Genomic DNA, 12,072 nt, shown 5'->3' on the forward strand with positions numbered 1-12,072 from the left:
GCCAGCCTATGGCGCTGTCATCTGGGCCGATTGGGTCGCCTTGCCGTAGGTCTCGACCTTCCCGTCCGTGAAGCAGACGTAGTAGCGGTCCGACATCGACCACGGCGTGCGGCTCCAGAAGTCCCTCAGCACCGTGTAGTAGGCGCAATCCTTGCCGGGGGTATAGGTCGATCCTTCCGGCGGTCCCATGACCGCCCGGACCTGCTCGCGGTCCATTCCGGCCTGGAGACGCTCCACATTGTCGCCGTGCACGCAACCGGCCAGCAGGAGGGCGCCCGCAAGCAGGCATGGTGGATACTTCATGGCTTTCTCCTGTGATTAGTAGGGTTGGGCCTCGCCGCCAACAATTGTCGTGCAGGCGGATGGCTGGCGCAATTCCGAACGATGCGGTACGTCCCAAGGATGCAGGACCACCCCAGATTTGTCGTGCCGGGCCTCCCGGCTTCGCTGAGCGGCGCCACCGCCGGCCTGGCCGAAACGCCCATTTCCGAAGTGGCGATGACCGTGTTCGGCGATCCCGACGTGGTGCCGATGTGGTTCGGCGAGAGCGATCTCGTGACGCCGGACTTCGTGCGCGAGGCGGCGGCCAAGGGCCTTCAGGCGGGCGAGACGTTCTATACGTGGCAGCGGGGGATTCCGGAGCTGCGCAGTGCCCTGTCGGCCTATACGGAACGGCTCTACCGGATCAAATGCCCGATGGAGCGCCTGACGGTGACGACCGGCGGCATGCAGGCCATCCTGCTGACCTGCCAGCTCCTGCTCGATCCCGGCGACAATGTCGTCATCGTCTCGCCGATCTGGCCGAACATCACGTCGGCGACGAAGCTGGTGGGCGGCGTCCCGAAATACGTGGCCCTCGACCGGACGCCGGCCGGCGGCTGGACGCTCGACCTGCAGAAGATCTTCGACGCCGTCGATGACCGTACGCGGGCGATCTTCGTGAATTCGCCGGGCAATCCGACGGGCTGGACGATGTCCACCGAGGAGCAGGCGGCCCTGCTGGACTTCGCGCGCAAGCGCGGCGTCTGGATCATGGCCGACGAGGTCTATGCCCGCCTGATCTATACGAAGCGACCCGACGGCCGTCAGGTGGCGCCGTCCTTCCTCGAACTGGCCGGGCCGGACGATCCGGTCATCGTGCTCAACAGCTTCTCCAAGCCGTGGGCCATGACGGGCTGGCGCCTGGGCTGGCTCACCCATCCGGCGGCGCTGGGCGACCAGTTTGCCAAGCTGGTCCAGATCAACACCTCGGGCGTTCCCGCCTTCCTGCAGAAGGGCGCGGTCGCGGCGCTGGAGCAGGGCGACGATTTCGTCCACGAAATGGTCGAGCGCTGCCGGTCGGGTGGCGAGCTGGTGTTCCAGCGCCTCTCCGCGCTGCCGAACGTGAAGATCGCGCGGCCGGACGCGGCCTTCTACGCCTTTTTCTCGGTCGAGGGCGTCAGCGACACGCTGGCCTTCTGCAAGACCTTGGCGAAGCAATACAAGGTGGGGCTGGCGCCCGGCGAGGCCTTCGGACCGGGCGGGCAGGGCAATGTGCGGCTGTGCTTCGCGTCGAGCGCGGAGCGGTTGAGCAAGGGCCTTGATCGCATCGAAGCGGCCGTCAAGGCGTTGTGATGCCGGCATGCCCGCATCTCCCTCCATCGTGGTCCAGCACCTGCGCAAGGTGTATGGCGAGATCGTCGCGGTCGACGATCTGAGCTTCTCGGCGCCGCGCGGCGCCGTGCTGGGACTGCTCGGCGGCAACGGGGCAGGCAAGACGACGACCATCGCCATGTTGCTCGGGCTGCTGGAGCCGACGGCCGGCAGCATCGAGATCCTCGGCATCGACATGCTGCGGCGACGCTACGCGGCGCTGCCGCGGATGAATTTCTCCTCACCCTATGTCGACCTGCCGCATCGCCTGACGGTGCGCCAGAACCTGCAGTTCTACGGTCGGCTCTACGGTGTGAAGGATCTGCGCCATCGCATCGACGAGATCGCCGAGCACATGCAGGTCTCGGCGTTCCTCGATCGCCCGGCGGGCAAGCTCTCGGCCGGTCAGAAGACGCGGGTGGCGCTGGCCAAGGCACTGATCAACCGGCCCGACGTGCTGCTGCTCGACGAGCCGACGGCCTCGCTCGATCCCGACACCGCCGACTGGGTGCGCGGCTATCTCGAAACCTACCAGCACGAAACCCACGCCACGATCCTGCTCGCGTCGCACAACATGGCCGAGGTCGAACGGCTGTGCGACGACGTCATCCTGCTGCAGTCGGGCAGGGTGTTCGAGCGCGGCAGCCCCAGGGAACTGCTGGAGCGGTTCGGCCGCGAGGACATGGAGGAGGTGTTCCTCGACATGGCGCGCGGCCGGGGACGCGGGCTCGAAGCGCTCAAGCGGGACGGGAGTGCGTCATGAGCGGCTCACTGCAGCGCATCTACGCCCTGGTGCTGCGCCACATCTATCTCTGGCGCAGCTCGGTGATGCGCCTGGTCGATTCGATCTACTGGCCGGCCGTGCAGATGGTGATGTGGGGTTTCATGACCCAGTACCTGCTGCCCCAGGCGTCGTTCGTGGCGCAGGCCGCCGGGGTGCTCCTCTCCGGGCTGCTGCTCTGGGAAGTCGTCGTCCGCGGCAATCTCTCGCTTTCGATCGCCTTCCTGGAGGAGATCTGGTCGCGCAACCTCGGCCATCTCTTCGTCAGTCCCATCCGTTCCTGGGAACTGGCCGCCGGCATCATCATCGCGTCGCTGCTGCGTACCCTCCTGGGCATGATCCCGGTGTCGCTGATGGCCTGGGCATTCTTCGGCTATTCGATCTACACGCTCGGCCTGCCGCTGCTCGCCTTCTTCGTGATCCTGCAGATGTTCTCCTGGTCTATCGGGCTCGCCATGTCGGGCCTGGTGATGCGAGTGGGGCAGAGTGCGGAGAGCTTTGCCTGGGCGGCGGTGTTCGTGCTGATGCCGGTGAGCGGGGTCTATTATCCCATCTCCGTGCTGCCGCACTGGCTGCAGGTCATCGCCTGGGGATTGCCGCCGGCCTACATCTTCGAGGGCATGCGCTCGATCATGCTGGAGAAGACGGTCCATTGGGACATGCTGGCCCTCGCTTTCGGGCTGTCGGCGGTCTACCTCGTGATCGGCTTCCAGGTTTTCCAGTGGTTCTTTCGCTCGTCGCGCCGGGCCGGTTCACTCCTTGGCCAGGGCGAGTAGAATAGGGCCGTTTCCGGAGGTGAGTGATGTTCAAGCACGTGATGGTTCCCGCACTTCTTTCGCTCGCCGCCGCAGCGTGCTCGACCGTGGACAAACTGGGCAGCGAGCCCATTACGCCGCCGAAGCTGGTGCCGGCTTGGTCCAGCGTCTACACGGTTCCCTATGACTCGATGGTGACCTGCCTTGCGGCGCCGGCCGCCAGCGGGTTCGTCGTCAACATCGAGCCGTCCTCGGCGCCCGGCACGACGACGGTCCTGTACGTGCCGCAGAGCGCGCCGCAGGCGGAATCGCGATATGTCGTGAAGCGCGTGCCCGACGGCACGATCCAGGTCGACTGGATCCGGGTCGGCACGGTGGGCGGTCTCGACTGGCTCGACGTTCAGGCCCGCCAGCGCGCCAACCGCTGTGGCGGGATCGGCTAACTACCGGGCGTTCAGCACCGCGGTACAGGCCGCCGGCAGTTTCGGCCGATAAGGCTTGGGCGGTGTGGTCGGCGGAACGACCGGCGCCTTGCGGAACCATGAGTCGAGCGCTTCGCCGCAGCCGTCGTCCTGCGCGTAGTCCGCCTGCGGCTGGCACTGCGGATTGCCCGGCGGGCAGTAGAGGCGGACATGGAAGTGCGAATCGTGCCCGTACCAGGGGACCAGCTTGCGCAGCCACGAGCGGTCGCCGCCGACCGTCTGGCAGAGCCGCTGCTTGATCCACTTGTTGACGAACATGCGGTCCAGATTCGGCATCTGCGCGGCCGTCCTCAGCAGGAAGACATGCTGCTCGTTGAAGACCGAGTCGTCTATGCCGCTGTCGTCGGCAAGCACCAGGGAGCGCAGGCGTGGATTCTCACGGTCTGCAGGCGTGCGACTTGGTCCGGGCTGGCGCTCGAACCAGATGTCGGCGTCGAGCCCGATCTGATGGCTGGCATGGCCTGACGGGGCGGGACCGCCGCGCGGCTGGCCGATGTCGCCGATGTAGAGATGGGCCTGTCCGGCGGCCCGGATCTTCTCCGACAGGGTCTTGATGAACTCTATCGTGACCGGCTGGCCCCAATAACGGTTGCGGCTGACCCGGATGGCCTCGTAGCCGGGGCCTTCCAGCGGCAGCGCCTGGGCGCCCTGCAGGCATCCGGCGGTATAGAAGCCGATCGACTGGGTCGGGCCGGGCGCGGGCGTCTGGACCGTGGCCCAGTCGTCGGCGCGGGCCGCGTTCGTGAGGAAAAGGAGAGCCGCGAACAGCGGAACCGCGAAACGCATCATCTTGTTGGCACGATAGTCGCTCGCTAAGACTTTGCCCATGGGCGACTACGAGTTCCTCGAGATCGACCGGCAGGGCGCTGTCACATACCTGACATTGAACCGGCCGCAGCGGCGCAATGCGCTGACGCACCGCATGATGCTGGAGCTGGAGGATGCCTTCGTCGGCATCGGCAACGACGCCGCCTGCCGCGTGCTCGTACTGCGCGGGGCAGGTGGGCACTTCTGCGCCGGGGGCGATCTCGACACGATGGCCGACCTGCCGCCCGTGCCGCCGGGCGGCACCGACCCGCTGCTCCCGACCTATCGTCAGTTCGGCAACGCGCTGCTGGCGCTGGAATCCCTGCCGCAAGCCACCATTGCCGTCGTCGAAGGCTCGGCCGTCGGGGCCGGGTTCGGCATGGCCTGCTGTTCGGACGTCGTCATCCTCCGGGAGGACGCCCGCTTCGGCATTCCCGAACCCCGGGTGGGCTTCATCCCCTCGCAGATCATTCCCTTCCTGGTGCGGCGTCTGGGTGAGGGGCCGGTGCGCGACCTCGCCGTGACCGGCCGCGTGATCGATGCTGCGGAGTCCTACCGGCTCGGGATCGGCCGTCATCTCTGCGCCACCGGCGGCGAGGTCGAGGCGACGCTGCAGAGCGTGCTGGACGACATTCTGCGGATGGAGCCCAAGGCGCTGGCCGTGGCCAAGCGGCTGGTGCAGTCCTGCGCGAAGAAGGACGATCTCGACGTGCTCGACGAGGCGGCGGGAAACCTAGTCGGGTTGCTGCGCCAACCGGAGGCTGCCGAAGGCATCCGGCATTTCATGGCGAAGACCACGCCCTCATGGGCCAAGAGGTAGACATGCGAAACTATCGCCACATCGAAGTGAGGCCGATCGCGGGTGCACTGGGCGCGGAGATTCACGGCGTCGACATGGCCCGGGATCTCGATGCCGAGGTCGTGGCCGAGATGCGCCAGGCCTTCCTCGACCATCTCGTGATCTTCCTGCGCGACCAGGCCGTCACGCCGCTGCAGCAGCTCGCCTTCGCGCGCAAATTCGGCGAGCCCGTCGAGTATCCGCAGCTCAAGGGTCTCCCTGAATCGCCGATGATCACCCCGGTGGTGAAGCTCGAGCACGAGCGCAACAACTTCGGTGGCATCTGGCACTCCGACACGACCTACCTGCCGGTCCCGCCGATGGGCAGCATGCTGCTGGCGCGCGAGGTCCCGGCCTTCGGAGGCGACACGATGTTCGCCAACCAGTATCTCGCCTACGAGGCCCTGTCGGACGGGCTGAAGGCGACGCTCGACGGGCTGGTGGGCGTCAGCTCCTCGGCCAAGGCCGATGTGACAAAGACCCGAGAGGATCGCATGAAGGCCGCGGGCGCCGAGCTCAAGGTGATGACGGCCGAGCATCCGATCGTGCGTACCCATCCGGAGACCGGCCGCAAGGCGCTCTACACGTCCGACGCCCATACCGCGCACATCAAGGGCTGGACCGAGAAGGAGAGCCTGCCGCTGCTGCGCTTCCTGTGGGAGCACCAGACACGGCCCGAGTTCACCTGCCGCTTCCGCTGGGAAGCGGGATCCTTGGCGTTCTGGGACAATCGCTGCGCCATGCACAATCCGATCAACGACTATCACGGCTTCCGGCGCGTCATGCACCGGATCACGCTGGCCGGCGACAAACCGCGATAGAGGGAGAGGCGCATGTCCGACGCGGGAGGTCTGCTGGCGGTCCTGGTGCTGGTCGCGGCCAACGGGTTCTTCGTGGCCGCCGAGTTCTCGCTGGTGGCCGTCCGCCGCAGTCGGGTCATCGAACTCGCCGCCTCAGGGCGGATCAACGCCAAGGCGCTGGTGCGCGCCCTCGACCATCTCGACTCCAACCTCGCGGCGACGCAGCTCGGCATCACGATCTCGTCTCTGGCGCTGGGCTGGATCGGTGAGCCGGCGATCGCACACCTGATCGAAGAGCCTCTGGCGCGACTCTGGGGCACGACAGCCGGCATCAGCGCCTACGCAATCGCCGTCGGCATCTCCTTCCTGCTGATCACGGCGCTGCACATCGTGCTGGGCGAACTGGCGCCCAAGAGCCTTGCGCTCCAGCGCAGCGAGGGCACCGCCCTCTGGGTGGTGCGGCCGCTCAGCCTGTTCCGGTGGCTGCTCAGCCCGGCGATCCTGGTGCTGAACGGGATGGGAAACCTCGTCCTGAGGCTGTGTGGCCTGCGGCCGGGGACGGGCGAGGAATCGCTGCATTCGCCCGGGGAGCTGAAGCTCCTGGTCGAGGCCAGCCAGGATGCCGGCCTGCTGCAGGACGCCCAGGAAGAGGTCATGGTCCGCGCGCTCGAAATCGGCAATCGCCGGATCGGCGAGATCATGACGCCGCGCACGGAACTCGACTGGATCGACACGAGCGACGGACGCGACGAGATCGTGCGGACGGTACTGGAAAGTCCCTACGAGCAGATGCTCGTGGGGCAGGGCAGCATCGACAATCTGCTGGGCACCGTGACCAAGACCGATCTGCTGAACCAGATGCTGCGCGGCGGCGCGATCGATCCCGGCGCGGTGATCGCCGTACCGCTGATGGTCCACGAGGCCATGCCGATCTTCAAGGTGCTGGAGCTGTTCAAGAAGTCGCCGGTGCGGCTCGCCGTCGTCGTCGACGAGTATGGCGGCATCGAGGGGATCGTCACCCAGGCCGACATGCTGGAGGCGCTCGCCGGCGATCTTCCGGAGGCGCTGGGCGAGGGGCCCGACGTGGTCGAGCGGGAGGATGGTTCGCTGCTGATCGACGGCATGGCGCCGGTCCATGCGACCCTGGATCGGCTGCATCTCGACAAGCTTCCGGTCAGCACCAGGTTCCATACGATCGCGGGCTTCGCGCTGGCCCAGCTTGGCCATCTGCCGGTGGCTGGCGAGCAATTCACCTACGAAGACTGGACCTTCGAGATCGTCGACATGGACGGGCGGCGCATCGACAAGCTGCTGGTGCGCCGCACGCCGACTCTCGAGGCCTGACCCTCAGCGCATCGAGGGAGGCGACAAGGTCAGCGTGCCGATGGCGCTGCGGGCCGTCTCGGCGCGGGTGCCGCCGATGTTGATGTAGGCGAGCTTCTGCCACGGCTCGACGAAGTTGCGAGCCCACGGCGACAGCATGTTTCCGGATTGTCCGAGCGGCGTCGCGAACCGGCTGTTCTCGAGATCGCTGAAATCGTAGATGCCGCGATAGCCGGCGCCGTGAACGGCGTCGAACGGGCGGTTGCCGCGGAACGAGGGCGAGGCGCGGTTGAGCGTCTGGTTGCCGCCGTCCGACGGGTAGCGCACCGACGCGATGTCGCGCAGGAGAGGGATGCCGTCGAACAACGGATGGCGATGCACCGCCAGATGTTCGCGGCCCCATTGCCATTTGGTCATGTCGGGCCCTTGGCGCCGTACGATCCAGTCGAGTGCCCGGTCGAGCGCCAGGGCGACCGCATCCTCGCACGACTCGGTCTGGCGCGTGCCGCCATCGTCGCACCAGCCCGGCTTGTCGCGCAGGATGCGCACCAGCAGGGGGACGTTGGGCACGGCCAGGGAGGCATAGAGATCCTCCCCCAGCTCGTCGCCCAACAGGCCCTTCTGCAGCTCGGCGAGCCAGGCGTCGTAGATCAAGGGCTCGGGCCGGCTTGCCATCATGAACATGTTCCACCGCGCGAGCAGCTCGCGGGCCTGGGCGGCACGGGCGTTGCGCGGCGTGCCCTTCAGCAGGTAGGGCAGCATCTCCGCGGCGTCGAGCGTGAGATTGTCGGCCTGCATGACGATCATGCCGTAGACCGGATGGCGCTGGACCTCGCCCAGGAGCTGGGCGGCGCGGCGCTGGCGATAGGGTTCGGCCCAGTCCCGGCTGATGAAGTGACGGTAGTCGTCGGGCACGAGGCGGCCGTTGGCGTTTACGATCACGCCGACCCCCGGATTATAGACTCTCGGCAGGTCGTCGAATGGCACGTAGCCCGCCCAGTCGAATTCCGACGTCCAGCCCGGCACCGGCATCGAGCCGTCGCCCTTGCGCCGGATCGGCACGCGCGCCGGCGAGATCAGGCCGATGTTCCCCGACGTGTCGGCATAGACCATGTTCTGCATGGGCGAGACGATGCGCCGTGCCGCGGACAGGAATTCTTCCCAGTTCTGTGCCGAGCCGATGCGGGCGAAGCCCTCGGCCGAGGTGTCGGCGCCGTCGAGCGCGGTCGCCTGCAGCGCAAGGACATGTCCCTGCGGCGTGAGATTGTCGCCGCGGCGGACGAAGTCGTCGATCACCGGCCCGTGCCGCGTCTCGCGCACGCGCATCGTGATGGGATCGCCCCAGGCGACCTTGATCGTCTCGTCGCGCACCGCGAAGGGGCGGGCGCCGTCGGGCGTGATGTAGCGGTTGGGATCGGTCGGATCGACGCGCTCGACGAAGACGTCCTGGCTGTCGAGGTTGGTGGTCGTGAAGCCCCAGCCGATCGTGCCGTTGTGGCCCAGCACCACGGCGGGAGAGCCCGGGGATGTGGCACCGCGAATGTCGAAGCCCGGGCCGACCAGGCGGGCGAGGTACCAGACGCCGGGAAAGCTGAAGCCGAGATGCGGGTCGTTGGCGAGGAGCGGGCGTCCCGAGACCGCATGGGCGCCCGACAGGACCCATTCGTTGGAAGCCTCGCGCTTGCGCGTCACCTCATTGTCGGTGCCGCGGAAGATGCGGTCGAGATCGATGTCCCTGACCGCGGCCATGACCATCGAAAGCGTCGAGTCCTTGCTGTCGCCGGACGGCTGGATCAGGAACTTGACCCCGTCCTCGCCGATCTTCTGGGACAGCCGCAGGCGCAGGAGCTCGGCGCGCCAGTTGCCGTCGAGGCCGAGCGCCATGAGCTTGGCCCAGACCAGCGAATCCGCCGGCCGCCACGGCTCCGGCCGATAACGGCCGCCGGACAGGAGCTTGATCAGCGAAAGCTCCAGCCCGTACTGCTGGGCGTCGTTGGAGATCCAGGCGTTCACCCCCGCGGCATACGCCTCCAGGCGGGTGCGCATGGCGGGCGAGAGCGCGCCCACGCTTTCCGTGGCGCGGCGGTAGACGCCGAGGCCGCGCATGGTGCGGTCGCTGTCGACCAGTCCCTGGCCGACCACGGCCGGCGGGACGAGTTCCGCCAACCGCCCCTGGCCGATGCGGCGCATCAGCTCCATCTGCCAGAACCGGTCCTGGGCATGGACGTAGCCCAGGGCGAAGGACGCGTCCTCGATCGATCCCGCGATGATGTGCGGTACGGCATTCTTGTCGCGCAGGATCTCGACCGGAGCCTTGAGGCCAGCGGCCTCGAGCTGGCCGGCATAGCTCGGCAGGGCCCCGAGCATGTGGAAGTAGGTGCCGGCCAGGAAGACCGCGAGGGCCAGCGCCGTACCGAGCAGGAACTTTCCGAGAAAGGCTGCGACGCGGACCAACAGCCTCACGGGCTCAACCGCCGAGGTAGGAGAGGATCGCGTCGCGGTCGCCGTCGAGGTCCGGCGCGGCCGGCCGGGTGGTCGGATCGGGGAAGGCCGACATCTTCAGTGGGTTGCCTGCCAGCTTCAGCGTGCCGCCGCTGCCGTCCGGCACGTCGACCAGCATGTTCCGTGCGGCGACCTGCGGATGCTCGATGGCCTGCGCGATGTTGTTGATCGGGCCGCAGGGCACACCGCCCTTGGACACGACGCCAATCCAGTGCTCGGTCGTGTTTGTCTTCAGGACCGACTCGATTTCGTCCTTCAGCTTCTTTTGGCTCTTCTGGCGCAGCGCGTTCGACTTGTAGGCGGGATCGCTCGCCATGTCGGACCGGCCGAGCGCCTCGCACATCTTGATGAACAGGCTGTCGTTGCCCGCCGCGATGATCATCGAGCCGTCGGAAGTTGCGAAGGCCTCGAACGGCGTGATGGTCGGATGGCGCGCGCCGAGCGGGCCAGGGATTTCCTTCTCGACCGTGTAGCGCATGATCGCGTTCTCGAGCAGCGCGAGCTGGCAGTCGAACATCGCGATGTCGACCTTGGTGGACTCCCCGGTCTTCAGGCGGTGGACGAGCGCCGCATTCACCGCGACGGCCGTGTAGAGCCCGGCGCCGATGTCGCCGATCGACATGCCGACCCGGCTCGGCGGCTGCCCCTCGTTGCCGGTGATGCTCATGATGCCGCCCTGGCCCTGCATGACCATGTCGTAGGCGGGATCCTTGGAGTTGGGGCCGGTGTGGCCGAAGCCCGAGGCGGAGGCGTAGATCAGATTGGGATACTTGGCGTGCAGCGTGTCCCAGCCATAGCCCAGCTTCTCCATCGTGCCGGGGCGAAAATTCTCGACGACGACGTCGGCCTTCTCGAGGAGCTGCTCGAAGATCTTGCGGTGCTCGTCGTTCTTGAGGTCGAGCGCGATGCTCTCCTTGCCGCGGTTGACCGAAGCGAAGTAGGTCGACTTGCCGTTCACGAAGGGTCCGTAGGCGCGGGCGTCGTCGCCCCCCTTGGGCGGCTCGACCTTGATCACCCGGGCGCCCATTTCGGCCATCAGAAGGGTGCAGTAGGGACCCGCCAGGATGCGGGAGAGATCGACGACGAGAATGCCCGACAGCGGGCCCTTGGTATTCTGGGTCATGTTCGGTTCTTAGCCAGTGGATCGCCGCGAATCCAGCCACACATTGACCGCCGCCGCCGAGATCACGATCACGCCACCGAACAAGGTGAGATCGTCCGGCTTTTCGCCATCGAACAGCCACACCCAGACCGGTCCCAGCACCAGCTCGAGCAGTCCGAGCAGGGCTGCCTGCGCTGCCGGGATGCGCCGGAGGCTCGCCATGTAGAGCAGGAGGCCCACCGCAAGCTGCCCCGGGCTCAGGGCAAACAGCCAGGGGAGCTGCGCCCAGGTGACGTTTTCGGGATGGGCGAAGGGCAGCGCCACCAGGCCGGAGATCAGGCCGGCCAGCCAGATCGAGGGCGTCATGCCGATGTCGCGCCGATGGCGGACGACGACGTAGTTGCCGCTCATGCACAGCACGACGATGAAGGCGACGGCCATACCCGCGAGGGCGCCGGGCTGCAGCGAGCCGGCGACGCTGATCGCCAGGCCGGCGACCGCTGCGAGCATGGCGAGGACGGTGTGGCGGTGCAGCGGCTCGCCGAGGAACAGGCGCGCGGCAATCGCGGTGATGAAGGGAGTCGCGCCGAACATGATCAGCACGTTGGCGACCGGCGCCAGCCCGAGGGCCAGGATGAAACTGACGAAGCTGCCTGCGAGCAGAACGGCGCTGAGCAGCAGCGCCGGTCCGCCATTGCGGATGTCGATCATCACCTGCCGGCGCTGCCAGACCAGCAACGGCAGCATGGTGCCGACAAGGAGGGCGGAGCGCCAGAAGGAGACGTCCCAGGCCGGAAGATCGATCCGGCGCACGATGACCCCCGCCGTACTGAAGGCGATTGCGGCAGCGACGGCGAACAACACCCCCAGCAGGGCGGAACTTGGTGCGGCGGCGAACGTTTTCATCGAAACCAAAGTGTGAATACGGACCCGCCGTGCCCCCGTCCATCGATTCCCTCGATTTGCCGCCATTCAAGCCACGGTTTCCGTGGTGGGGCCCGGATCTCCAGACCATCGCCATACGGCTGACGTCGGCCCGCGTGTGCGATC

Annotated in this window: 12 protein-coding genes; 7 read left to right on the forward strand and 5 right to left on the reverse strand. The window is 67.1% G+C overall.

What is annotated here, in order from left to right; translation table 11 throughout:
* Window positions 1-6 precede the first annotated feature (6 nt).
* Complete coding sequence (bamE, locus tag ACO07I_RS00925) at window positions 7-303, reverse strand: outer membrane protein assembly factor BamE domain-containing protein (protein WP_422013412.1); 297 nt, start codon at window positions 301-303, stop codon at window positions 7-9.
* A 123-nt stretch (window positions 304-426) separates the two neighbouring features.
* On the opposite strand from bamE, the gene ACO07I_RS00930 reads away from it, so the two are divergent.
* The 4 genes from ACO07I_RS00930 to ACO07I_RS00945 are packed head-to-tail and all read left to right on the forward strand — an operon-like array spanning window position 427 to window position 3,611.
* Entirely contained in the window at window positions 427-1,614 is a 1,188-nt protein-coding gene (locus ACO07I_RS00930; RefSeq protein WP_422013414.1) for a pyridoxal phosphate-dependent aminotransferase, read from the forward strand.
* Window positions 1,615-1,621: 7 nt separating this feature from the next.
* Window positions 1,622-2,395 (forward strand): ABC transporter ATP-binding protein, encoded by a 774-nt coding sequence (locus tag ACO07I_RS00935; protein WP_422013416.1) that lies wholly within the window; start codon window positions 1,622-1,624, stop codon window positions 2,393-2,395.
* Window positions 2,392-3,189 carry an ABC transporter permease gene (locus ACO07I_RS00940; RefSeq protein ID WP_422013418.1) on the forward strand — a complete coding sequence of 266 codons (798 nt, stop codon included), beginning with the start codon at window positions 2,392-2,394 and terminating at the stop codon, window positions 3,187-3,189. The genes ACO07I_RS00935 and ACO07I_RS00940 overlap by 4 nt, the downstream gene beginning before the upstream one ends.
* 26 nt (window positions 3,190-3,215) lie before the next feature.
* A complete protein-coding gene (locus ACO07I_RS00945; RefSeq protein WP_422013420.1) occupies window positions 3,216-3,611 on the forward strand; it encodes a hypothetical protein in 396 nt (131 codons plus the stop codon).
* Here the strand turns inward: ACO07I_RS00945 and mepA are convergent, their stop codons facing one another.
* Window positions 3,612-4,478: a penicillin-insensitive murein endopeptidase gene (gene mepA, locus ACO07I_RS00950; protein WP_422013422.1), complete on the reverse strand. Its 867-nt coding sequence runs from the start codon at window positions 4,476-4,478 to the stop codon at window positions 3,612-3,614.
* On the opposite strand from mepA, the gene ACO07I_RS00955 reads away from it, so the two are divergent.
* Genes ACO07I_RS00955 through ACO07I_RS00965 form a run of 3 tightly spaced genes read left to right on the forward strand, consistent with a single transcriptional unit; the run spans window position 4,477 to window position 7,439 of the window.
* Window positions 4,477-5,277: an enoyl-CoA hydratase/isomerase family protein gene (locus ACO07I_RS00955; protein WP_422013424.1), complete on the forward strand. Its 801-nt coding sequence runs from the start codon at window positions 4,477-4,479 to the stop codon at window positions 5,275-5,277. The genes mepA and ACO07I_RS00955 overlap by 2 nt on opposite strands.
* Before the next feature lie 2 nt (window positions 5,278-5,279).
* On the forward strand, window positions 5,280-6,116 hold the full coding sequence (locus tag ACO07I_RS00960; RefSeq protein WP_422013426.1) for a TauD/TfdA dioxygenase family protein: 837 nt from the start codon (window positions 5,280-5,282) through the stop codon (window positions 6,114-6,116).
* A 12-nt stretch (window positions 6,117-6,128) separates the two neighbouring features.
* Window positions 6,129-7,439, forward strand: a complete 1,311-nt coding sequence (locus ACO07I_RS00965) for a hemolysin family protein (RefSeq protein WP_422013428.1) — start codon at window positions 6,129-6,131, stop codon at window positions 7,437-7,439.
* Window positions 7,440-7,442: 3 nt separating this feature from the next.
* Here ACO07I_RS00965 and ACO07I_RS00970 read toward each other — a convergent pair whose 3' ends face one another.
* Genes ACO07I_RS00970 through ACO07I_RS00980 form a run of 3 tightly spaced genes read right to left on the reverse strand, consistent with a single transcriptional unit; the run spans window position 7,443 to window position 11,928 of the window.
* Window positions 7,443-9,881: a penicillin acylase family protein gene (locus ACO07I_RS00970; RefSeq protein WP_422013430.1), complete on the reverse strand. Its 2,439-nt coding sequence runs from the start codon at window positions 9,879-9,881 to the stop codon at window positions 7,443-7,445.
* Between the two features lie 4 nt (window positions 9,882-9,885).
* Complete coding sequence (locus ACO07I_RS00975; protein ID WP_422013432.1) at window positions 9,886-11,043, reverse strand: CaiB/BaiF CoA transferase family protein; 1,158 nt, start codon at window positions 11,041-11,043, stop codon at window positions 9,886-9,888.
* A 9-nt stretch (window positions 11,044-11,052) separates the two neighbouring features.
* Window positions 11,053-11,928, reverse strand: a complete 876-nt coding sequence (locus ACO07I_RS00980) for a DMT family transporter (RefSeq protein ID WP_422013434.1) — start codon at window positions 11,926-11,928, stop codon at window positions 11,053-11,055.
* Window positions 11,929-12,072: the final 144 nt, after the last annotated feature.

The organism is Reyranella sp., from assembly GCF_965227665.1.
In the GTDB taxonomy this organism is placed as follows: Bacteria; Pseudomonadota; Alphaproteobacteria; order Reyranellales; family Reyranellaceae; genus Reyranella.